Consider the following 22,459-nt stretch of genomic DNA (forward strand, 5'->3'; position numbering starts at 1 on the left):
ACTCCTTGTTTATTCTTCGTTTTCTGTTAATTCAATTAAGCCTTGCGTTTGTAACAAAAACTTAAGTATCAGTGCGATATCGGAATGCTTATCAAAATCCAGCTCGGTAAACTCAAACTCGACTTGATCACAAATCGCTTGGATAAAGCTTTCTAATGTATGATCTACCACAAGGTGATCGCCATTACAGAACAGTTTTATTTGACGGCTGTTCTCAGTGGATGTTGCATAGCAAATTCTAGCGTCACCTGGGCGGAAGAATGTTGCACCTTTTTGAATTTGAGAAAAGGCTTGTTCTGTCTCTTCGGTTGTGAGTATTTTTTGGTATTCGGGGTATTTTACATCACTCATGTTTTGTCCTAACCAATCTAACAGCTTCTCAGGTTGATCCAATAATTTAGACAGTTCAGAGTGAAGGTAAGAGAGGTCACTGGAATCAATTTCTGCATGGTGTATTTCTTTAAATAGCCCTGGCGCTGCAAAACGCTTTTTTTCATCAGCTTGCTCGATTAGCTGATCATGGATCCCTGTTAACGCGTCTTGAATACTCGGTGCTCTGAAGCCAACAGAATAGGTCATGCACTCATTGTCTAATGCACGGCCATTATGGGCGTAATTAGGTGGTAAATATAGAATGTCACCAGTGTGTAAGTCGTACTCTAGCTCAGGGTTGGGAGTAAACTCTGACAGAATGTGTAAATCAATGTCTTTAATTGGTATGTCTGTGTATTGATCAGGCGGTAGGACTTGCCAACGGCGGCCGCCAGACATTTGTATTAAAAAAACGTCGTATTGATCAAAATGAGGGCCAACACTGCCACCTTTGGTAGCGTAACTGACCATAATGTCGTCTAGGCGCCAGCTAGGTAAAAAATGGAAACGTTCTTTCAATTCTTGTATTTCAGGTACCCAATGATCAACGGCTTGAACAAGTAGCGTCCACTCTTCTTCAGGAAGATTGGCAAAGGTCTCATCGGTAAAAGGCCCTTGTTGCAGTTCCCAAGGTGTGTTCCCTTTTTCGATAACAATTCGAGACTCAACTTCTTCCTCCATGGATAAACCGGCTAACTCATCCGCCTCTAAAGGCAAAGGAAAATCCTTTAAACCACCTCGTATTACCAGAGGTTTTTTCTGCCAGTATTCTTCCATGAACGTTCGAATGGTCATGCCACCTAAAATAGAAATAGGAGAATCAAGTGTGCTCATTTGGGGTCTCTGTATTGATAGGGAAAAACAAAAAGAGTCGAATAATCGACTCTTAAGCAATGGGTTCATCAAATGCAAGTAATCCACATCTGATGGACGAATTAACATCGCATCGGTATTAGATTGCGTTAATATTTTTTGCTTGAGAAACGGCGTTACCAATGTAATTGTTTGGTGTCAGTGCTTTTAGCTGCTGCTTCGCTTCTTCAGGTAACTCTAGAGTGTCGACGAACGCTTCGATTGTTGCTTGATCGATGGCACGACCGCGAGTCAACTCTTTCAATTTTTCATAAGGTGATTCAATACCATAACGACGCATTACGGTTTGAATCGGTTCTGCTAATACTTCCCATGCAGCGTTAAGGTCGCTATCAAGGCGAGGCTTGTTGATTTCAAGTTTGTTGATGCCTTTTAACGTTGCTTGGTAAGAGATTAAGCAATGCGCCAAACCAACGCCTAAATTACGTAGAACAGTAGAGTCTGTTAAGTCACGCTGCCAGCGAGAAATTGGCAACTTAGCACTTAGGTGACCCATGATCGCATTAGCAATGCCCAAATTACCTTCTGAGTTTTCAAAATCGATTGGGTTTACTTTGTGAGGCATGGTCGATGATCCGATTTCGCCAGCAATGGTTTTTTGTTTGAAGAAGCCCATGGAAATGTAGCCCCAAACATCACGATCAAAATCGATCAGAATTGTGTTGAAACGGCTAAGTGCATCGTACAATTCAGCAATGTAATCATGCGGTTCTATTTGAGTCGTATAAGGATTCCATGTTAATCCTAAAGAGGTCACAAACTCTTCTGCGTGAGCCTGCCAATCAACATTTGGATAAGCAGAAAGGTGTGCATTGTAGTTCCCCACGGCGCCGTTAATCTTACCTAGAAACTCGACCTGTTTTACTTGATTAACTTGTCGAGATAAACGTGCAGCGACATTCGCCATTTCTTTACCAACGGTGGTTGGTGATGCTGTTTGGCCATGAGTACGAGACAGCATAGGCTGTTCAGCATGTTCATGTGCTAACGCTTGAATGGCACTGACGACGTGGTTTAGCTCGGGAAGAATGCCATCATTTAATGCTTCACGTAGCATCAAAGCATGGGATAAATTGTTGATGTCTTCAGAAGTACATGCAAAGTGGACAAATTCAGAAACAGCAGCAAGCTCAGGGATTGTTTCCATCTTGCCTTTGATGAAATATTCAACGGCTTTTACATCGTGGTTGGTGGTTTTTTCGATGTCTTTGATTGCTTGAGCGTCTGCTTCGCTGAAGTTGTCCGCCAATTCGTTTAAGAAAAGGTTAGCAGGCTCACTTAACGTAGGCACTTCTGGAATACCGTCATGATTTGACAGCGCTTGGAGCCATTTAACTTCTACTATGACGCGCATTCTTAATAAGCCATACTCACTTACAGAGCGGCGAAGAACATGAGTTTTTGAGCCATATCGACCGTCAATAGGAGAAATTGCGTTTAAACTTGATAGTTGCGTAAAGCCTGTTTGTTGCATTGAGAGAGAGCCTCGACCATGGTTTTCAGGGAGTGGCTATTATAGGCAAAAGGGGGCTTGGAAGCCATTATAGGAAGGACATTCTTTAATCAAAGGTGAACCTGCTTAGTCTTTTTTATCTATCGGTGGGTAAACGCTACCTAAAAGTTCTAAGTGAGTAAGATAGAGGCGCATATCAAATTCGAGTTGATGATAATTAGGTAACATATGACAGCAGACTTTATAGAAAGCTTTGTTGTGTTCTTTTTCTTTCAGATGGGCAAGTTCGTGCACCACAATCATCCGCAAAAATGCTTCCGGAGAGTCTTTAAAAACCGAACTAATACGAATCTCATTTTTATTTTTTAATTTGCTGCCTTGTACTCTTGATGCATAGCTGTGTAACCCTAATGCATTATTCACCACATGAATTTTATTATCATAAATGATTTTGCTTAGAGGATCGGATTTTTTGAGATATTGGTTTTTTATAGTAAGCGTGAATTCTCTCAGAGCTTTGTCATTGCTAATTTGATGAGTGGTAGGGTATTGCTTGCGAATATGATCAGATAAACGATTGGATTCGATCAATTGTGTTACTTGATTTTGCAAGTCTATTGAATAGTGCTTTAAGTACTTTAGGGAAATCATATGTTGTAATGTTACGTTTTCGTGTTAATAAAAAGCCCAAACGAAATGATCGCTTGGGCTTTTGGATAGAGCAATGTGTCTTTTCTAAAGGATTAGTTTAAAAAATCACAGTGCTTCAAGTGTTGCGTTAAACGTTGTGCTTGGGCGCATTACTTGTGTTACTTTCTCAAGATTGATGTTGTAGTAGCCAGATAGATCGGCAGGCTTGCCTTGAACACCATTCAATTCAGCAACAATTTTATCTTCATTTTCCGCTAAAGCAGAAGCCAAAGGCGCAAACTTCTGAGCCAGTGTCACATCATCCGTTTGTTTTGCCAGTTCTTCTGACCAGAACATAGCAAGGTAGAAGTGGCTGCCACGGTTATCTAATTCACCGGTTTTACGAGAAGGTGATTTATTTGTATCCAGTAGACGTTCTGTTGCTTTGTCCATTGCTTTTGCAAGTACGATGGATTGAGGGTTATTGTTTTTAATGCCTAGCTCTTCTAGAGACACGGCAATGGCTAAAAACTCACCTAGAGAATCCCAACGTAAATGGTTTTCTTGTGCTAATTGTTGTACGTGTTTTGGTGCTGAACCACCTGCGCCTGTTTCGTACATGCCACCGCCATTTAGCATTGGAACAATAGATAGCATTTTTGCGGACGTCCCTAACTCCAAGATTGGGAAAAGGTCGGTTAGATAATCACGTAGCACATTGCCTGTAACAGAAATGGTATCTAGGCCGCGTTTAGCGCGTTCCATAGAGAAGCGAATGGCTTCGTTGTAAGGCATGATACGAACATCCACACCATCCAAATCGTGATCTTTAAGGTAACGTTCTACCTTCTTACGAAGTTCATTGTCGTGTGCGCGTTCGTCTTCTAACCAGAAAACCGCTGGCGTATTGGATTGACGGGCACGAGTTGCGCCCAATTTAACCCAATCACGGATTGGCGCATCTTTCGTTTGGCATGCACGCCAGATATCACCCGTCTCAACAGTGTGCTGCATAAGTACTGTGCCATTTTCAGCAACAACACGCATAATGCCATTTTCAGCAATTTCGTATGTTTTGTCGTGAGAACCGTATTCCTCTGCTTTTTGAGCCATTAAACCAACATTAGGAACCGTGCCCATTGTTGTTGGGTCAAATGCGCCATTTGTTTTACAGAAATTGATCGCTTCTTGGTAAATACGTGCATACGTTGATTCAGGCATAACCGCTTTCGCGTCTTTAGGTTGGCCGTCACGGCCCCACATTTTACCAGAACCGCGAATCATTGCTGGCATTGAAGCGTCAACGATGACATCACTTGGCACGTGTAGGTTAGTAATTCCACGATCAGAATCAACCATTGCTAGCTCAGGGCGAGTCGCATAGCATGCTTCGATTGCGTCTGTTATTTCTTTTTGCTTTGCTTCAGGAAGTGATTTGATTTTGTCATAAACATTGCCTAAGCCATTGTTTGGGTTTACACCAATCTCTTTAAATAACTCACCGTATTTTGCAAATACATCTTTATAGAAAACAGTAACAGCATGACCAAATACAATAGGGTGAGACACTTTCATCATGGTTGCTTTAACGTGTAAAGACCACATGATATTGTTCTCTTTAGCATCGTTTAAAGAATCTTCCATAAACGCGCGCAATTTTGCACAGCTCATGTTCATGCTATCAAGTACTTCACCTGCTACAACAGACAATGTCTTTTTAACAGTCACTTCGCCAGATTGATTAACAAACTCTAGACTAACAGTTTGATCTTGATCGATAGTGACGGACTGCTCACTTGAGAAGAAGTCTCCATCACGCATATAATCAGCGTGTGACTGAGACGCTTTGCTCCATTTTCCCATTGAGTGAGGATTTTTACGAGCAAACGCTTTTACTGCTGCTGGTGCGCGTCGATCAGAGTTACCTTGACGTAATACAGGGTTTACCGCGCTGCCTAGGATTTTAGAATAACTGGTTTGAACGGCTTTTTCTTCGTCAGTAGAAGGTGCTTCAGGATAGCTAGGAATATTGTAACCTTGAGATTGAAGCTCAGTAATCGCTGCCGTTAATTGAGGAATAGACGCACTGATGTTTGGTAGTTTTACAATGTTTGCTTCTGGTTTCTTTGTTAATTCGCCCAAAAATTGTAAGCCATCAACAACGCGTTGTTCTGCTGTTAATGCTTCTGGAAAAGCGGCAAGAATACGACCAGCAAGAGAAATATCGGTTAATTCAATTGCCACACCTGCTTCTTTAGTAAAGGCACGGACAATAGGCAGTAGAGAAGCGGTCGCAAGAGCTGGAGCTTCATCAGTAAGAGTGTAATAAATAGTCTGATTATCTGACATGTGTTTCCCCTAACGTTATGATCGGTTTAACCAATTGAATTGGTGATAATGTTTCATCACATAATTTTGATTTGAATCGACAGCTAAATAAAAGGTTCAACTGTCATTTTCGAATGCACATAGTACCTAAAAAATGGTCTTATAAATAATTGGTGAGCGATATACTCATAATTTTCATAAGTGATTTGCTCTCAACGAGTTTCTAGAGCGTGTAACAATGCTTTTCTTTTAAAAATAAAATGCCATCTACGGCCTCCTAACTGACGCCATAGAATAGCGGCACGTACACCGGATAGCAGTATTGCTCGCACTTGTTCAGCGATATGCCCCTGCTGTAAGAATCGACTGTCTCCCTGAACTTGAATTCTGAAACTTAAATTACTTAAGGTATCTTGATATAAGCCAGACATAGCAGCGATAATATTAGCATGAGTACTGGAATCAAAGTGATCTCGCTGACGCACCAGATTACCTAATTTAGTGCCAACGGTAGATAGCATGGTTTTATCTTTTGAAAGCTTTGCTTCAAGGTGGAGCACGCTTAAAGCATAACGGATGATGTCAGGGTCAACGGAATTTCTATCGTTACCGAGCGTCTTTTTGCAAAGCTGCTTACCTTGTTGTAATTGTGTTGACCATTCCCATTCACCACCATAAATATCACAGGTATTAGGCGCATCTAGAATCAATACACTGTCTAGTAAAGGAGTTAACTGCTCTTGGTTCACTTGCCCTGTTTTTGCAAGGGTGGCAACGAGCTCTGCTGCTTGGAATAGAGCGGATAATGCAATGGCCTGATCTTTTTCTCGAGTGGTCACAGTATCGTTATACCTATTTAAAAGATTTTATTTATTAAACGCATGATTAATAATTCCGCCGCCTAGACATAAATTATCAAGATAAAATACAACCGATTGGCCAGGCGTTATAGCTCTTTGAGGCATTGTGAAGCTCACTTCATAACGGCCGTCTGTTAATACATCGATCGTACAGTCTTGATCTGTCTGACGGTAGCGACATTTTGCTTTGCATTGTAAAGGCATGATGGGGGCTTTTAAGGCAACCCAATCCATGTTGTCCGCAATAAGGTGCGTTTTGTATAATGCATCATGCTCACCCCCTTGTGTGACAAGTAAAATATTATTCTTGAGATCTTTTTCTACGACATACCACGGATCATCAGAATAGTTAGCTAATCCTCCAATTCCTAATCCTTGGCGTTGGCCTATGGTGTGATACATTAATCCAGAATGGGTTCCAATCGTATCGCCTTCTAGTGTTTGTATCTGTCCTGGTTGTGCTGGCAAGTATTGTTCTAAAAAGTCTTTAAAACGACGCTCTCCGATAAAGCAGATACCAGTACTGTCTTTTTTGTTGTGAGTAACTAAATTATGTTCTTCTGCTAAACGCCTCACTTCTGGCTTTTCTAGTTCCCCAACAGGAAACAGTGTTTTGGCTATTTCATGTTTGCCAACCGCATATAGAAAATAGCTTTGATCTTTGTTGTTGTCCAAACCTTTTAAGAGTGTGGCTTCGCCTTCGAGTTCTCCACGACGAACATAGTGACCGGTAGCAATGTAATCAGCGCCCAATTCCAGAGCGTATTCTAAAAAAGCTTTGAATTTAATTTCTTTATTGCAAAGTATATCAGGGTTAGGAGTTCGACCCATTTTGTATTCTTCTAAAAAATGCTCAAAAACATTGTCCCAGTATTCAGAGGCGAAGTTGGCGGTATGCAAATGAACGCCCAATGTATCGCAAACAACCTGAGCATCGGCGAGGTCATCTTTTGCCGTGCAATATTCTGTACCATCATCTTCGTCCCAATTTTTCATAAATAACCCTTCTACTTGATAGCCTTGTTGCATCAGTAAAAGAGCAGAGACAGAGGAGTCAACACCTCCAGACATACCGACAATGACTTTTTTGCCAGTGTTTAAAGGTGTATTTTGATTTGAAGTGGGTGTATTCATTGAAAAATAAAGGCTCAAAAATGTAAGGTAATAAAAAATTGAAACTATTGTACCTCATGTGCGTAATTATCATAGGCCATGAGATGGGAGTTATTTATTAAGTTTAAGGAGAAGATAAGGCCTTTTTCAAAATCTTCAATGCACTGTCTTACTAATGGGCTCCTTAACGGTTGAGATAAAATTTCCTCTTTTGTCATCCAATCACAACTATCGATGTCTGGATCAAGGTTATTATGCTCTTTAGATATGGGGGTACAAATAAAGCAGACTCTATGATAGGTGTCTGCTGTCTCGGTGGGGGTGAATGAATAAATACCTAAGAGTTGCGCTGGCTTGACTCTCCAGCCGGTTTCTTCAAGCACCTCACGTATTATGGCACTCTCTAAGGATTCTCTGTTTTCAACATGACCTGCGGGTTGGTTAAGAACGAGTTGTTTTCCTTGCCACTCTTTTACTATTAGATAATGGTTTTCTACCTGTTTTTTCGTTTGGTGTGGTTTTGCGTTCTGTTGAGATACTGCCATCTGATTGGGTTTTACTATAATGGCGGCGACTGTTATTCGTGGGAGCTCTGGACGTACTTTTTTTTCTGTTTTTTTCAAATTGAAATACTCGTTCTTGAAACTCAGGAGAAAGGGGGACGCTTTTCCATTCGCCTTCAGCTAGATTTTCCGTATCAATGCTATAAGGGCCAATCGCCACACGGATTAATCGTAAGGTTGGATAGCCTATTGCTGCCGTCATCCTTCTTACTTGTCTGTTTTTACCTTCATGTATTTTCAGCTCAACCCAAGACGTTGGAATGGCTTGACGAAAACGTACTGGAGGAGATCTATCGGAAATAGAATTTGGCGTTATGCTTTTTGCTTGAGCTGGCAATGTTATCCCATCTTTTAGCTCTACTCCATTGCGCAATTTTTCAAGATCGTATTCACTCGGGATTCCTTCGACTTGAGCCCAGTATGTTTTAGGCATTTTAAATGTGGGTGATGAAATTAAATGCTGAACTGAACCGTTCTCAGTTAATAGCATCAGTCCTTCAGAATCAAAATCTAACCTACCAGCAGGGTATACATTAGGTATATCAATGAAGTGAGCCAATGTTTTTTTGTCTCCGTCATTACTAAATTGACTGAGTACTTGGAAAGGTTTATTAAACAGTATGATGTTGTTCATTAGAGTCCGAGTTAAAGTGAAAACATTGAACCTATTATGTTTAATATTGGCTCTAGATGCATCTAAAAAAACGCTTCTATGATCTTTTAAAAACTGACAGTCGATTGTCTAAATTAGTCGCTCTTTTTATTATCTATAGGTTTGTCATCGACGGGGGATATGTTGATGGCATGGAGGCCTCTTTCGCCAGGCGTTACTTCAAAGGTAACTTCTTGTCCTGATTTTAATGTTTTATATCCTTCGATATTAATTGCAGAGTAATGGCTAAATAGGTCTTCGTCGAAACTGTCACAAACGATAAAACCATAGCCTTTAGCGTTATTGAACCACTTTACTGTTCCTGTGTGCATACTTCTCTCCTGCCTATCGTAGACTTCTATGAACCGATAAAAAAGAAAACAACTCAATGAAAGATAGTCGAGTTTGAGGTAAACATCAAAAAGCCAACTAGGAAATATGTGTTTTTAAGTGAATAAAAAACCGCAATTAATGCAAAGTTGAAGTGTCAACATAGTGCTACACTGATGAAATTAGAAGATCTACTATCATAATTAACTTATGAAAATGAATTGATTTTTGTTAACTTGTTCCAATTAAGTAAGAACAATTAAATTTATAAACTATTTAGAGACCGAGGATGAAGACAGCGCAAGAAACTCGACTAGGGTTAGAAGATGATAATCACGGGCATTCGGTTATTTCGATTTCTGAAGAGGATATGAAGTTAAAACCGCCTTCGATGTATCAAGTCGTTTTATTCAATGATGACTTTACACCAATGGATTTTGTTGTGTTTGTTTTGCAGCGTTTCTTTTCATTGGATGCAGAAAAAGCAAATCAGGTAATGTTAGAAGTGCACACAAAAGGTAAAGGAGTATGTGGTGTTTTTACCTTTGATGTCGCAGAAACTAAAGTCGCAATGGTACAGCAGTTTGCTCAAGAAAATGAGCATCCACTAATGTGTGATTTGCAACAAGTTGACTGATTAAAATTGGGGTTATTACCATGCTAGATAAAGAATTAGAGCAAACCTTAAACAGCGCGTTCAAAACAGCAAGAGACAAACGTCATGAATTTATGACGGTTGAGCATCTATTACTGGCTTTAATTGATAATAATGCGGCTTCATCGGTTTTATTCGCCTGCGGTGTTACTCTTGATGCCCTTAAAAAAGAGCTTGAGGAATTTGTTGATAGTACAACACCACTGATACCTGAAGAGGATGCAGAGCGAGAGGTGCAGCCAACGTTAGGCTTCCAGCGGGTCTTACAAAGAGCGGTATTTCATGTTCAATCCTCTGGTAAGAGAGAGGTAACGGGTGCAAATGTATTGGTCGCTATTTTTAGTGAACAAGAAAGCCAAGGTGTTTACTTGTTAAAAAGACACGGTGTTGCTCGAATTGATGTGGTTAATTTTGTGGCTCATGGAATTTCAAAAGTGGGTGATGATTCCTCATCTGAGAATAAAGAAGAGGAAGAGCAAGATGAGAGTAATGTTGCCCCTCTACAAAAATACGCCACAAATTTAAATGAAGAAGCTAAAAAAGGAAAGATCGACACATTAATTGGTCGAGAGCATGAAGTAGAGCGTGTTATCCAAACACTTTCTCGTCGTCGTAAAAACAACCCTTTATTGGTGGGTGAGGCCGGAGTCGGTAAAACGGCTATTGCCGAAGGTTTGGCAAAACGCATAGTCGATAATGATGTTCCTGACGTTATTCAAGATGGCATTGTTTACTCGTTGGATATGGGGGCTTTATTAGCTGGAACGAAATACCGAGGTGATTTTGAAAAACGTTTAAAACAACTTCTAAACGATTTGAAAAAGCAACCACATGCGATTTTATTTATTGATGAAATTCATACCATTATTGGTGCAGGTGCAGCGTCTGGTGGTGTAATGGATGCATCAAATTTACTGAAACCTGCGTTAAGTTCTGGTGGATTGCGTTGTATCGGTTCGACAACATTCCAAGAATTCAGAGGTGTGTTTGAGAAAGATCATGCCTTAGCGAGACGTTTCCAAAAAATTGATGTTAATGAACCAAGTGTTGAAGATACTTATCAGATATTAAAAGGTATTATTGGAACTTTTGAAGAGCATCATCAAATTAAATACGAAACACCAGCCTTATTAGCGGCATCGGAATTAGCGTCTCGTTATATTACTGATCGTAATATGCCTGATAAAGCAATTGATGTGATTGATGAAGCAGGTGCTTTTCAAAGGTTGCAACCTAAAGATAAGCGTAAAGAGTTGATTACAGTAACAGAGATTGAAGACATTGTGTCTAAAATTGCCAGAGTGCCTGTGAAAGCGGTGAATTCTGATGATAGGAAAGTGTTATCCAATCTTGAGCGTAACCTTAAAATGGTGGTGTTTGGTCAAGATGATGCCATTGAGTCATTGTCCGCTGCTATTAAGCTTTCTCGTGCAGGACTTAAAGCGGATCAAAAGCCAATAGGCTCTTTTTTAATGGCGGGTCCTACGGGGGTGGGCAAAACAGAAGTAACTCGTCAGTTGGCAAAACAACTTGGCGTAGAGTTGTTGCGTTTTGATATGTCTGAATATATGGAAAGACATGCTGTGTCTCGTTTGATTGGTGCTCCTCCGGGTTATGTTGGGTTTGATCAAGGTGGTTTGTTGACTGAAGCAGTGACAAAGAATCCCCATAGTGTTGTTCTACTTGATGAAATAGAAAAAGCGCACACTGAGGTGTTTAATATTCTACTGCAAGTAATGGATCATGGAACGTTAACGGACAATAATGGCCGTAAAGCAGATTTTAAAAACGTGATTTTAGTTATGACGTCGAATGCAGGGGCAGAAGTTCTTGCGAAGCGCTCAATTGGTTTCTCAAACCAAGACAATTCAACTGATGGAATGGAGGTTATTAATCGGACATTTACGCCAGAATTTAGAAATCGTTTAGATGCCGTTGTTCAGTTTAAACAATTAGATGAGCGCGTCATCTTTAATGTGGTTGATAAATTCTTAGTGGAGTTACAGGCTCAGCTCGATCCTAAATCTGTCTTGCTTGATATTGGGGATACAGCCCGAGGCTGGTTGGCCAGTAAAGGGTATGATCAGACTATGGGGGCAAGACCAATGGCAAGGGTTATACAAGAGCATTTGAAGAAACCTTTGGCGGAGTTGATTTTATTTGGTGATTTAGATGAGGGCGGTGTGGTTTCTGTTTCACTTGATGAAATCAAAGATGAACTTGTATTGACGGTTGTGGAAGAGAGTGTGGTGCATCATTAATAGCTGTGCTGATTAGACATAAAAAAACCGGACAAAATCCGGTTTTTTTATGTCTAACATTTATACAATGGAATGATACAAATGGTTGAGTTTAACGTGCGCGATAAACGATGCGACCTTTTGTTAAGTCGTAAGGTGTCAACTCAACTTTTACTTTATCGCCAGTTAATATACGAATGTAGTTTTTGCGCATTTTTCCAGAAATATGTGCAATTACAACGTGTCCGTTTTCAAGTTCGACGCGGAACATGGTGTTAGGCAGTGTATCAATGATAGTGCCTTCCATTTCTAAGCTGTCTTCTTTTGCCACAATAAATGTCCTATGGTTTTAAAGGTGAAAGGCCGTGTATAGCCCAATTCAAATTTTACAATATTAAGAATAAGGTCATATTTGAAATTTTAGTCGCGCATATTTTGCCTAAAAAAACATTGAATAGCAAATGAACTGAGCAAGTATTCCTATCTTTTAATAAACGAACGTGAGATTTAAATGTTTAAGGTCTGATTTAAGAAAAACGGCTTGTTTCTATATGGTGCTTCTATCTTTATTTGCCTTTAAACCTGTATGGGCAGTATGGAATTTAATTGTAAATAGCCATTTAATTGAGGGGGGGTGCAATAATCGTCTAAAAGATCGCAAAATTTTATTCTTGGAATGAGTGTTGCGCCTAAAGTGATTAAGTGGTCGGATTCTACTTGGCAATCGATTAAATGAATGTTCGCTGCATTGGCGTGTTGGCAAAGTGCATAAAGAGCGGTTTTTGAGGCATTTTCTTTTCTTGAAAACATCGATTCTCCAAAAAACACGCGGCCTAGGCAAACTCCATATAAGCCACCAATTAAGAGATCACCTTCCCAAACTTCAATAGAATGAGCAACTCCTGAGCGATGAAGTGCGCTGTACGCATTTTTGATGTCATTTGATATCCAAGTTCCTTCTTTGTCTGCTCTGCTGTCAGAGCAGGCCTGAATGACGTCTGAGAATGATGTATTTACTTTCACGGTCCATGTTTGTTTTTTAATGTGCTTTTTTAGAGATCTGGATAGATGAAAATCCGTAGGGAATAGCGCGCATCTTTCTTTTGGGTGCCACCATAAAATAGGATCCGGTTCGCTATACCAAGGAAAAAAACCATGTTGGTACATATTAATTAATCGAGTTTTGCTTAAATCGCCACCCATTGCACATAAACCATCAGGCTCATCAAGAGCGTTTTCTGGAAATGGAATCTCAAACGGAGACTCATTTAAATAGGTAATGGATTTGTTTGTTGCAGGTTGAGTCATTTGGTTCCTTTTTGTAACGTTTTTTTGTTAAGGAAGGGGGGGGTTATCATAAAATAAATGCTTTTCATTGTGGTTTTTGATTTTAATTGTCTCTTCAAGAGGGCGGTGAAGGGAAGAGGGTGAAAAAAGTTGGATTATTTTAGGTAAATGTCGAATGTGTATGATTTAATGGTTGTGCGTTTTTTAGGCAGTTTTGTTGGTTGAAGGAGAGAAAAAGTGTTGTTTTTTGTCTGTCAATTCATTTAAAACGGCAAAAATGCAAAAAATAAGAAAAAAAGCACATGAACTCTTGACCAGCATAGGAAAACTTGGTTTTAATCATGTCAGTTCCAAACCGAGTCTATTTTGAAACAGCGACTCACAAGAGCAATGCCGTTTTGAGGTGACAAACGGTTGACTTTTTTGATCTATATGTCATAAAAGTGAAACTGTTCGGTTTTATTATGCATGAGTCGTTGATTTGTCGGCGTTTCTTGTTTAGGTTATAGAGACCTTTCAATGGGTCTAAAATATAAAATATAAAGGGGAATCTTGAATGAAAGCGATTAAACTTGCTTCTATCTTTGCAGTATCTGCTGTTGCGGCTGCTGTATCTACTACTACTTTTGCTGCTGAAGCTGTTTTCACGGGCGAAGCAGGTATTGAATATACGTCTTACTACGGCGATTCAAAAGATGATAATGATCTAGCTGATGGTACTGATCTTGGTGAAGTTGAGCTTAAAATCGACACGGGTGTTGTGTACGCGGAAATCGAAATCGCTAACACTGGTGATGATGAAGCAACTAAAATTGGTGTGGAAAAATTGTATGTTAAGCAAGGTGCCGTATCTTTCGGTCGTTTTGACGGAACTATAGCGACTGGCGCTTACATGGGTATCGATGAGCGCTTCGGTGGTGTTGATATTGAAACTGATGATAGCGATACAGATAACACTGGTGTTCGTTATGAAGTAGCTCCAGGTCTAACTGTGGCTCTTGAAGCAACTGAAAACAACACTGATGATTCAGATGTTGGTGTTGCGGCGTCTTATGTTGCTGATCTAGGTGGCTTTAAAGCGGGTATCTCTGCTGGTTCTGTCGGTGACGCGAATGCAGTCAACGTTGGTGCTCAGCTAGATGCGGGTGCAGCAACTTTTTCTGTAACTTACGGTGTTGGCGAAAAAGGTTCTGGCACAACTTCTGATGTTGAAGGTTACGGTGTTTCTCTTGAGTTCGCTGCATCTGATGCACTTAACTTCGGTCTAGAATATGTTTCTGACGAAGAAGCTGAAACAGACGGTACTTACTTCTTTGCTAAATACACTGTTGGCGATCTAACTTATTCTTTCGAGAATTTCAATGGTGATATAGCCGACGGTGAAGGCGAGAAAAATGTTCTTGGCGTTACTGCATCTTTCTAAGATTTCCCTTTCTTAGTAAACGCTAAAAACCAGCCCTCGGGCTGGTTTTTTTTGTGGTAAACTTTTCCTTAGTATCTTAAGTAAGACAATAAAAGAAAATTTCAAATACAAAACTAAATGTGAGGCAATTTTGTCAGAAAGTTTGAGTGAGTCTGGACGATCACCTATATGGGAGCTGTTTGCTAAGCAAGCTGCGTTTATTTCGGCTTTAGTCTTTTTTATCTTTTTTAGCTTGGCGACTTATACTTATCATCCGGAAGATCCTGGTTGGTTCTATTCGGGTGGCAGTGGCGTTATTCAGAATTCTATGGGGGTGTTAGGCGCTCTTATTGCGGACGTCAGTTCCGCTTTTTTCGGGTCCCTATTTTTATCTCTTCCTGTTGTGTTTCTTTGCGTGGTTTTTGTTGTTTGGCGAAATGATCATCGTTTATCCCCGCTGTTTCAGACGTTAATTTGCACTGTCGGTAGCATTTTGTATTTGTCTTCCGGTACGGTTTTAAGTTTTTTACATACTGTTGGTAGCTCTGCTTATCAATACGGTACTGGTGGTATTCTCGGCAGTGCGTTAGGTGATTTATTATTTCATTGGGTTGGTTATGATGGCGCAACATTATTTAGTTTAGCTATTTGGTTTTTATCCTTGACTTTGTTGCTGCAACTCCAGTGGATGACATTGGCAGAAAATATTGGTGAGCGTATTTCTAATGTCTGTTTCCGCTTATATTTAGGCTATCAAGAGCGTAAAGAACGCAAAACTTCAGAGATGGTTGAGGGCAGTTCCGTTGATGACGATGAGCTGCCTATTAGTTTTGAGAAAGCGACGCTCTTTAATCAACATAATACAGATGAACCCGCGTTGTTTCGAAAACTTCGTAGAAATAAGAAAAGCGCTGAATTAGTCGATGCTAACGACGTTTCTTTGGATGAAATTGACCCTGTGCTTCCTGAAAGTACCGATGATGATTACGAAGAGAATGATCAAGAAGAAAAAGAGTCTCTTATGGGGGCTTTGCTTAATCGCTTTCGTAAAGAAAAAACGGCAGCCCCTCTTTCGAGAATGGACAGTTCTCATGATTTTGAAATTGGGGAGCTAGAGCAGAATGAGTTTATTGCACCTCACGATTCAGAAGAGTTTTCTCTAGGTGACTTGGACATTGATGTTGAAGACACCTTGTATGTTGAGGGTAGAGAAAGTGAAAGCAATAGATCAATTAAAGAATCAAAGCAACGGAATGCAATAAGTAAAGTTATGGGTGAGCAAAAGGTGTTTGAAAAAGGTGATACTGAAAATCAGCTTATGAAACAAGTGTCATCCACAGAGCAAAAGCCATCGCAGCCTCCAGAACCGCCAGCGCCTGTTAGTGACTCTGATAAAGCGATTAGTCATAATAAAAAGACAGTTAGTGATCATAATAAACCTGCAGTTCGAACATTATCTGAAGCGAAACAGCTTGAAAATCTTGGTGGGGTGGAAACAGCGCAACCGACAATAAAGAATTCATCTTATACATTGCCTGATAGATCGGTTTTGACTGCACCTAAACCTAAGAAGGGAGGGTACACAGAAGAAGAATTAATTGATCTTTCTGCGTTACTTGAGCTTCGTTTGCAAGATTTTGGTGTGAAAGCAGAAGTGGTTGAAGTGAATCCAGGGCCAGTCATTACGCGCTTTGAAATTCAACCAGCACCCGGTGTGAAAGTGTCTCGAATTACGAATTTGGCGAAAGATTTAGCACGTTCTTTAAGTGTGATGAGCGTACGAGTCGTTGAAGTGATTGCAGGGAAATCAACGATCGGTATTGAAATTCCGAATCAAGTTCGTGACACCGTGTATTTTAGTGAAGTCATCAATTGCGAGGCTTATGATAATTCATCCTCGCCTCTGACATTGTCTTTAGGGCATGATATTTCAGGTGAGCCTGTTGTTGTAGATTTGGCAAAAATGCCACACGTGTTGGTTGCAGGTACAACGGGTTCAGGTAAGTCTGTTGGTGTTAATGCCATGATCCTGAGTATGTTGCTTAAATCAACGCCTGATGAAGTTCGTATGATCATGGTTGACCCCAAGATGTTGGAACTCTCTATTTATGAAGGTATTCCTCATTTATTAACGCCTGTCATTACCGATATGAAAGATGCTGCGAATGGGCTGCGTTGGTCTGTTGATGAAATGGAGCGTCGATACAAATTGATGTCGAAGTTAGGGGTAAGGAACCTTGCGGGTTATAACAAAAAAGTCAGAGATGCGATTGAATCTGGCCACCCGTTAGAAGACCCATTGTGGCAGCCAGATCATGAAGCCATGTTTTCTCTGGACGGTGTTCCTAGAACGGTTCCGTTACTTGAGCCGTTACCTTACATTGTTATTGTTGTTGATGAGTTTGCAGACATGATGATGATAGTGGGTAAAAAGGTTGAAGAATTAATTGCGCGGATTGCTCAAAAAGCGCGTGCCGCAGGGATACACCTAATCTTAGCGACACAGAGGCCTTCAGTTGACGTTATTACTGGTTTGATTAAGGCGAATATTCCAACGCGTATGGCATTTCAAGTTTCGTCAAAAATTGATTCAAGAACCATTTTGGATCAAGGTGGTGCAGATCAGTTATTAGGAATGGGTGATATGTTGTATTTACCTGCGGGTTTACCAACGCCAATCCGAGTGCATGGTGCTTTTGTGTCGGATGAAGAGGTGCATGCGGTTGTAGAAGCGTGGTGCGCACGTGGAGAGCCAGACTATATAGAGGGTGTGGTGGTTAATCCAGAAGATCTAATGTCTCCAACGGGCAATGCCGAAGATAAGGATGCTTTATATGATGAAGCTGTAAAAATTGTGATTGAAACGCGTAAAGCGTCTATATCGTCAATACAGAGGCGTCTCAAAATAGGATATAACAGGGCGGCAAACTTGGTTGAGTCTATGGAGTCTGCTGGCTTGGTTGGCCCGATGGGGGCAAATGGGCAGCGCGAAGTATTGATACCTGAATCTTAAAAATAAAGTGTTCTAAAGTAGGGAATGATTAATGAGTTATAAATGGTTGTTGTCAAAAACGCTGATCACTTTTTTCTCTGTGTTTTGTTTGTCCGTTTTTGCAGAAGAAAGCAGTGTGTCAAAAACGGAATCTTTGTTAGCTGAATTGTTGGAGAGTAACAGAAACATTGAAGGCGAATTTCTTCAAGTGACTTATGAGTCATCTGGAGATCAGGTTCAGCTCAGTGAGGGAGTATTTATGTTGGCGAGCCCGAATCGTTTTGTTTGGGATACCATCAAACCGTTTCCTCAAAGAATCATTTCGGATGGTCAATGGTTGACCATTTGGGATGTAGATTTAGAACAAGCAACGAGAAGAAGAGTTGATAATACGTTAGGTCAATCTCCCGCAGCCTTACTGGGACAATCGGCGTTGAAAGTCTTGCCTTTTTATGAAGTGGCGCATCTTGGGCAGCAGCGTTTTCGTTTGATCCCTTTATCAGAAGACGGGCTATTTACGAGCTTAACCTTGTCGTTCAAAGGCCATGTGATTAGTGCAATGAGTATTGAAGACAGTTTAGATCAAACAACGGTGATTGAATTTAAGTCAATTGAAGAGCATGAAGGTGTCTCTGAACAAAATTTTGTGGTTGACTTGCCTGACAACATTGATGTCTTTGTAGAAGAATAGTCATTATGGATTTATTTTCTGGGCAAGAAAGTGAACTTTCTTTTATTCCGCTGGCGGCTCGGATGAGGCCGCAAGACTTAACGGAATACGTTGGTCAATCTCACTTAATTGGCGAGGGAAAGCCTTTAAGGAAAATGATTGAAAGTGGTCGCTGTCATTCTTTTATATTATGGGGCAGTCCGGGGGTGGGCAAAACCACGTTTGCTCAACTGTTATCTCATCAGCTCAATATTCATTTTCTCACTTTATCTGCGGTGATGTCTGGTGTTAAGGATATTCGTCTTGCGGTAGAAAAGGCAAAGCAAAATACGTTACTTACTGGTAAACAGTCCATTCTTTTTATTGATGAAGTTCATCGGTTTAATAAGTCACAACAAGATGCTTTTCTACCTCATATTGAAGATGGCACTTTTTTATTTATTGGTGCGACAACCGAAAACCCCGCTTTTGAATTAAATTCAGCGCTGTTATCTAGAGCAAGAGTGTACCGTTTACAGGTGCCTTCTGTTGAAGAGGTAAAGTCGGTTTTGGTGCGTGCTTTGGAAGATTGCGAAAGAGGTTTAGGGTCTCGCTCCATACAAATAGAAGATAAATACATTGATACTCTTTCTAGAGCGGCTGATGGTGACATTCGTAGAGCGTTAAACTTTCTTGAAATAGTGGCGGATCTTGCGGTCAATAATCGTGTGGATGAAAAAAACATTGAGGATGTTTTAGGTGCATCCTTTCGACAATTTGATAATAAGGGGGATGTTTTTTACGATCAAATTTCAGCATTTCATAAATCAGTTAGAGGGTCATCTCCAGATGGTGCTCTGTACTGGATGGCTCGAATGCTGGATGGCGGTTGTGATCCTTTGTATATTGCCCGCCGGTTGTTGGCCATTGCTTCTGAAGACATTGGTAATGCGGATCCAAGAGCGATGCAGGTTGCTCTGACGGCTTGGGATGTCTTTGAAAGAGTTGGGCCGGGAGAGGGCAATCGTGCTATTGCTCAAGCGACCATTTATTTGGCTTGCGCTCCTAAAAGTAATGCCGTTTATGATGCCTTTAAAAGTGCTATGAGAGAAGTGTCGAGCCAGCCTAGTTATGATGTGCCTAAGCACCTGCGTAATGCACCGACATCTTTGGCTAAGAGCATGGGCCATGGTGAGGATTATCGTTATGCGCATTCGGAGCCCTATGCTTATGCGGCTGGAGAGAAATATTTGCCAGAAGAAATAATGGATCAAACGTTTTATCAGCCAAACGATCGAGGATTAGAAAAGAAAATTAGCGAAAAAATGGCGTGGTTAAAAAGTTTGGATCAACAGAGTTCTCAAATTCGCTATAGAGATAAGACCTTCGATGATAATTTAGAGTGACACAACTTTTTCACGTACAAGGTAGGTTTTTATTTGTTATTAACGTATTTAATGGTTGCTTTGGGTGGAAGCTTTGGTGCTATGAGTCGCTTTGGGCTATCGACTTTGATTAACCACCATGTGAAAACGGTTTTTCCGATTGCGACGCTGAGTATTAATGTTATTGGTAGTCTGTTGATGGGGATTTGTTTTGTTATCATTACAGAGCGAATGCCAAGCATGGAATCTTATCGGCCACTTGTTATGGTGGGCTTTTTAGGTGCATTTTCAACATTTTCAACATTTTCTTTAGAAATTGTCTCACTTATTAATCAGCAGGCTTGGCTAAGTGCATTAAGCTATTTATTATTAAGCTGCCTACTGAGTGTGTTGGGTCTGGCAATAGGCATTTTTATTGCTAGAGCCCTATAAATTATTAAGTTTTATAATACTTAAATTTATTTTTTCAAATGTAATGATTAGTGATTTTTCACAGTTGTTAGATTTATTTATTAGAGGAATATTTTGCCGCAATGTTAGACATTAAAGCACTGAGAACTGACCCTGAAGCTGCTGCAAAGCAATTGTTGACCAAAGGCTATACTTTGGACGTTGCAACATTTGTTGCGCTTGAAGAACAGCGTAAAGCCATTCAAATTGAAACAGAGCAATTGCAGCAATCTCGAAACTCTGTATCGAAAGAAATTGGTATGGCGATGAAGTCGGGCGACAAAGCATTGGCAGAGCAACTAAAGGCGAAAACCTCGACATTAGGGGACGATCTTTCTAGGGCGAAAGATGCGTTAAATGCTATTCAAGACAAAATGGATCATTTGTTAGCAGGCATTCCAAACCTTCCTCATTCATCTGTACCTCAAGGTGCGAATGAGGACGATAATATTGAAGTGCGTCGCTGGGGGAATCCAGCAGAGCGTTCATTTGAAGTAAAAGATCATGTCGATTTAGGAGAGCAACTCGGCATGTTAGATTTTGAATCCGCAGTAAAGATTACTGGCTCTCGTTTTGCTGTTATGACGCAAGGATTGGCTCGTCTGCACCGAGCTTTAACTCAGTTTATGATTAATACGCATGCTGATGAGCATGGGTATACAGAGGTGTATGTTCCCTACTTAGTAAATGAACAATCATTAAGAGGCACGGGACAACTTCCTAAATTTGAAGCAGATTTGTTTAAAGTCCCAGTCGATAAAGACAGCGGAAACGGCGATCTATATCTAATTCCAACGGCAGAAGTACCGGTTACGAATCTCGTTCGCGATGACATCTTGTCAGATGAGAATTTACATCGTAAGTTTGTTGCTCATACTCCTTGCTTTCGTAGTGAAGCGGGAAGTTATGGTCGAGATACTCGGGGCATGATCCGTCAGCACCAGTTTGAAAAAGTAGAATTGGTTCATGTATGTCGACCTGATCGTTCTGAAGAGGCATTAGAAGAGTTGGTTGGACATGCTGAAGCCATTTTACAAAAGTTAGCGTTACCGTATCGTACTGTTATCTTATGTGGTGGTGATTTAGGTTTTTCTGCTCATAAAACCTACGACATTGAAGTGTGGTTACCAGGTCAAGCTAAGTATCGTGAGATTTCCTCTTGCTCTAATATGTGGGATTTCCAAGCACGTAGAATGCAAGCTCGCTGGAGAAACCCTGTAACAGGACGTCCGGAGTTGGCTCATACCTTAAATGGCTCTGGTTTGGCTGTAGGTAGGACGTTAGTGGCCATCTTAGAAAATTACCAGAACGAAGATGGCAGTATTCGTATTCCTACCGTTTTGCAGCCATATATGGGTGGGAAGACGGAGTTGCGCTTAGCTTAATCAATAGAAAGTGATGACACATTGTGTTGTGCGTTTTGACATGAAAAGCGCTTGTTGAGCTTTTCATGTCAAATCTGATAAAGAGAAATTAGTAATATGAGTGGAAAAGTTTACTTGGTCGGGGCGGGCCCTGGTGACCCAGAGCTTTTAACTTTAAAAGCGCATAAGTTACTTATTAGTGCGGATGTTGTTTTGTACGACCGTTTGATTGATGAAGAGATCATAGCATTGATTCCTGACACTGCCGAAAAAATGTATGTTGGTAAAGCAAAGTCTTTGCACAGTTTGCCGCAAAACGAAATTAACTCATTATTGGCTAAAAAAGCGAAAGAAGGAAAAAATGTCGTTCGTTTAAAAGGGGGTGACCCGTTTATTTTTGGACGTGGCGGCGAAGAAATTGAAGAACTAGTTGAAGAGGGTGTTTCTTTCGAGGTCATTCCTGGGGTAACGGCTGCTGCTGGATGTGCTGCGTATGCGGGTATTCCTTTGACACATCGAGATTACGCTCAGTCAGTTCGCTTTTTGACGGGTCATCTTAAGGATGGGACGACAGAGCTTCCGTGGGAGGAATTGGTTCATCCTGCCCAAACATTGGTTATTTATATGGGACTTACTGGGTTAACTGAAATCAGTGCGTCTCTACAGCGTTTTGGAATGTCTGAGTCTATGCCTGTGGCTATTGTGGAAAAAGGAACCACTAAGCAGCAGAGAGTGTTTGCTTCTGATATAAGCCATGTCGCCCAATTAGCGATCGATAATGAGGTTAAGTCCCCTGCTTTATTGATTATTGGTGAGGTTGTGTTATTACAAAAAACATTGTCTTGGTTTAATCAATAGTCT

20 protein-coding genes are annotated in these 22,459 nt (G+C 40.6%); 9 read left to right on the forward strand and 11 right to left on the reverse strand.

Features of this window, described 5'->3' with window-relative positions; translation table 11 throughout:
• Nucleotides 1–9 precede the first annotated feature (9 nt).
• From ACMUMJ_RS03425 to ACMUMJ_RS03465, 9 genes are all read right to left on the reverse strand, one after another.
• A complete protein-coding gene (locus tag ACMUMJ_RS03425) occupies nt 10–1,206 on the reverse strand; it encodes a JmjC domain-containing protein (RefSeq protein WP_414677395.1) in 1,197 nt (398 codons plus the stop codon).
• 118 nt (nt 1,207–1,324) lie between these two features.
• Nucleotides 1,325–2,719, reverse strand: a complete 1,395-nt coding sequence (purB, locus tag ACMUMJ_RS03430; protein ID WP_414677396.1) for an adenylosuccinate lyase — start codon at nt 2,717–2,719, stop codon at nt 1,325–1,327.
• Nucleotides 2,720–2,824: 105 nt separating this feature from the next.
• The gene (locus ACMUMJ_RS03435; RefSeq protein WP_414677397.1) at nt 2,825–3,289 is read right to left on the reverse strand and encodes a YgjP-like metallopeptidase domain-containing protein; all 465 of its coding nucleotides are present in this window, start codon (nt 3,287–3,289) and stop codon (nt 2,825–2,827) included.
• A 165-nt stretch (nt 3,290–3,454) separates the two neighbouring features.
• Nucleotides 3,455–5,677 (reverse strand): NADP-dependent isocitrate dehydrogenase, encoded by a 2,223-nt coding sequence (locus ACMUMJ_RS03440; protein ID WP_414677398.1) that lies wholly within the window; start codon nt 5,675–5,677, stop codon nt 3,455–3,457.
• 191 nt (nt 5,678–5,868) lie between these two features.
• The gene (gene hflD / locus ACMUMJ_RS03445) at nt 5,869–6,495 is read right to left on the reverse strand and encodes a high frequency lysogenization protein HflD (RefSeq protein WP_414677399.1); all 627 of its coding nucleotides are present in this window, start codon (nt 6,493–6,495) and stop codon (nt 5,869–5,871) included.
• Nucleotides 6,496–6,522: 27 nt separating this feature from the next.
• Entirely contained in the window at nt 6,523–7,650 is a 1,128-nt protein-coding gene (gene mnmA / locus ACMUMJ_RS03450) for a tRNA 2-thiouridine(34) synthase MnmA (protein WP_414677400.1), read from the reverse strand.
• Nucleotides 7,651–7,694: 44 nt separating this feature from the next.
• Nucleotides 7,695–8,174 carry an NUDIX domain-containing protein gene (locus ACMUMJ_RS03455; RefSeq protein WP_414677401.1) on the reverse strand — a complete coding sequence of 160 codons (480 nt, stop codon included), beginning with the start codon at nt 8,172–8,174 and terminating at the stop codon, nt 7,695–7,697.
• Nucleotides 8,071–8,826: a pseudouridine synthase gene (locus tag ACMUMJ_RS03460; RefSeq protein ID WP_414677402.1), complete on the reverse strand. Its 756-nt coding sequence runs from the start codon at nt 8,824–8,826 to the stop codon at nt 8,071–8,073. Before ACMUMJ_RS03460 ends, ACMUMJ_RS03455 begins: the two co-directional genes overlap by 104 nt.
• Before the next feature lie 113 nt (nt 8,827–8,939).
• The gene (locus ACMUMJ_RS03465; protein WP_414677403.1) at nt 8,940–9,176 is read right to left on the reverse strand and encodes a cold shock domain-containing protein; all 237 of its coding nucleotides are present in this window, start codon (nt 9,174–9,176) and stop codon (nt 8,940–8,942) included.
• Nucleotides 9,177–9,463: 287 nt separating this feature from the next.
• Between ACMUMJ_RS03465 and clpS the strand changes: the two genes are divergently transcribed.
• Both clpS and clpA read left to right on the forward strand, forming a co-directional pair.
• Nucleotides 9,464–9,811, forward strand: a complete 348-nt coding sequence (gene clpS / locus ACMUMJ_RS03470) for an ATP-dependent Clp protease adapter ClpS (protein ID WP_414677404.1) — start codon at nt 9,464–9,466, stop codon at nt 9,809–9,811.
• Nucleotides 9,812–9,831: 20 nt separating this feature from the next.
• Nucleotides 9,832–12,090, forward strand: coding sequence for an ATP-dependent Clp protease ATP-binding subunit ClpA (gene clpA, locus ACMUMJ_RS03475; RefSeq protein WP_414677405.1), 2,259 nt, complete (start codon nt 9,832–9,834; stop codon nt 12,088–12,090).
• Nucleotides 12,091–12,181: 91 nt separating this feature from the next.
• On the opposite strand, the gene infA is transcribed toward clpA, so the two are convergent.
• Both infA and aat read right to left on the reverse strand, forming a co-directional pair.
• A complete protein-coding gene (gene infA, locus ACMUMJ_RS03480; RefSeq protein WP_191600772.1) occupies nt 12,182–12,400 on the reverse strand; it encodes a translation initiation factor IF-1 in 219 nt (72 codons plus the stop codon).
• Between the two features lie 245 nt (nt 12,401–12,645).
• Nucleotides 12,646–13,377 carry a leucyl/phenylalanyl-tRNA--protein transferase gene (gene aat, locus ACMUMJ_RS03485; RefSeq protein ID WP_414677406.1) on the reverse strand — a complete coding sequence of 244 codons (732 nt, stop codon included), beginning with the start codon at nt 13,375–13,377 and terminating at the stop codon, nt 12,646–12,648.
• A 535-nt stretch (nt 13,378–13,912) separates the two neighbouring features.
• Here aat and ACMUMJ_RS03490 point away from each other — a divergent pair.
• The 7 genes from ACMUMJ_RS03490 (at nt 13,913) to cobA (ending at nt 22,456) form a co-directional block, all read left to right on the forward strand.
• Entirely contained in the window at nt 13,913–14,779 is an 867-nt protein-coding gene (locus ACMUMJ_RS03490) for a hypothetical protein (RefSeq protein WP_414677407.1), read from the forward strand.
• Between the two features lie 130 nt (nt 14,780–14,909).
• On the forward strand, nt 14,910–17,771 hold the full coding sequence (locus tag ACMUMJ_RS03495; RefSeq protein WP_414677408.1) for a DNA translocase FtsK: 2,862 nt from the start codon (nt 14,910–14,912) through the stop codon (nt 17,769–17,771).
• Between the two features lie 31 nt (nt 17,772–17,802).
• On the forward strand, nt 17,803–18,441 hold the full coding sequence (gene lolA / locus ACMUMJ_RS03500) for an outer membrane lipoprotein periplasmic chaperone LolA (RefSeq protein ID WP_414677409.1): 639 nt from the start codon (nt 17,803–17,805) through the stop codon (nt 18,439–18,441).
• A gap of 2 nt (nt 18,442–18,443) precedes the next feature.
• Nucleotides 18,444–19,805 carry a replication-associated recombination protein A gene (locus ACMUMJ_RS03505; protein ID WP_414677529.1) on the forward strand — a complete coding sequence of 454 codons (1,362 nt, stop codon included), beginning with the start codon at nt 18,444–18,446 and terminating at the stop codon, nt 19,803–19,805.
• A 33-nt stretch (nt 19,806–19,838) separates the two neighbouring features.
• A complete protein-coding gene (crcB, locus tag ACMUMJ_RS03510) occupies nt 19,839–20,216 on the forward strand; it encodes a fluoride efflux transporter CrcB (RefSeq protein WP_414677410.1) in 378 nt (125 codons plus the stop codon).
• A gap of 101 nt (nt 20,217–20,317) precedes the next feature.
• The gene (serS, locus tag ACMUMJ_RS03515) at nt 20,318–21,619 is read left to right on the forward strand and encodes a serine--tRNA ligase (protein WP_414677411.1); all 1,302 of its coding nucleotides are present in this window, start codon (nt 20,318–20,320) and stop codon (nt 21,617–21,619) included.
• Nucleotides 21,620–21,715: 96 nt separating this feature from the next.
• A complete protein-coding gene (cobA, locus tag ACMUMJ_RS03520; RefSeq protein ID WP_414677412.1) occupies nt 21,716–22,456 on the forward strand; it encodes a uroporphyrinogen-III C-methyltransferase in 741 nt (246 codons plus the stop codon).
• Nucleotides 22,457–22,459 lie beyond the last annotated feature (3 nt).

Source organism: Marinomonas phycocola, assembly GCF_047525455.1.
Taxonomy (GTDB): Bacteria; Pseudomonadota; Gammaproteobacteria; order Pseudomonadales; family Marinomonadaceae; genus Marinomonas.

Excerpts from the sequence above, each read along its gene's own strand:
- cobA (WP_414677412.1), top strand. The coding sequence starts at position 21,716 with ATGAGTGGAAAAGTTTACTTGGTCGGGGCGGGCCCTGGTGACCCAGAG.
- lolA (WP_414677409.1), top strand. The coding sequence starts at position 17,803 with ATGAGTTATAAATGGTTGTTGTCAAAAACGCTGATCACTTTTTTCTCT.
- clpS (WP_414677404.1), top strand. The coding sequence starts at position 9,464 with ATGAAGACAGCGCAAGAAACTCGACTAGGGTTAGAAGATGATAATCAC.
- purB (WP_414677396.1), bottom strand. The coding sequence starts at position 2,719 with ATGCAACAAACAGGCTTTACGCAACTATCAAGTTTAAACGCAATTTCT.
- serS (WP_414677411.1), top strand. The coding sequence starts at position 20,318 with ATGTTAGACATTAAAGCACTGAGAACTGACCCTGAAGCTGCTGCAAAG.
- ACMUMJ_RS03425 (WP_414677395.1), bottom strand. The coding sequence starts at position 1,206 with ATGAGCACACTTGATTCTCCTATTTCTATTTTAGGTGGCATGACCATT.
- clpA (WP_414677405.1), top strand. The coding sequence starts at position 9,832 with ATGCTAGATAAAGAATTAGAGCAAACCTTAAACAGCGCGTTCAAAACA.
- aat (WP_414677406.1), bottom strand. The coding sequence starts at position 13,377 with ATGACTCAACCTGCAACAAACAAATCCATTACCTATTTAAATGAGTCT.
- mnmA (WP_414677400.1), bottom strand. The coding sequence starts at position 7,650 with ATGAATACACCCACTTCAAATCAAAATACACCTTTAAACACTGGCAAA.
- ACMUMJ_RS03440 (WP_414677398.1), bottom strand. The coding sequence starts at position 5,677 with ATGTCAGATAATCAGACTATTTATTACACTCTTACTGATGAAGCTCCA.
- ACMUMJ_RS03455 (WP_414677401.1), bottom strand. The coding sequence starts at position 8,174 with ATGGCAGTATCTCAACAGAACGCAAAACCACACCAAACGAAAAAACAG.
- ACMUMJ_RS03460 (WP_414677402.1), bottom strand. The coding sequence starts at position 8,826 with ATGAACAACATCATACTGTTTAATAAACCTTTCCAAGTACTCAGTCAA.
- ACMUMJ_RS03490 (WP_414677407.1), top strand. The coding sequence starts at position 13,913 with ATGAAAGCGATTAAACTTGCTTCTATCTTTGCAGTATCTGCTGTTGCG.
- ACMUMJ_RS03465 (WP_414677403.1), bottom strand. The coding sequence starts at position 9,176 with ATGCACACAGGAACAGTAAAGTGGTTCAATAACGCTAAAGGCTATGGT.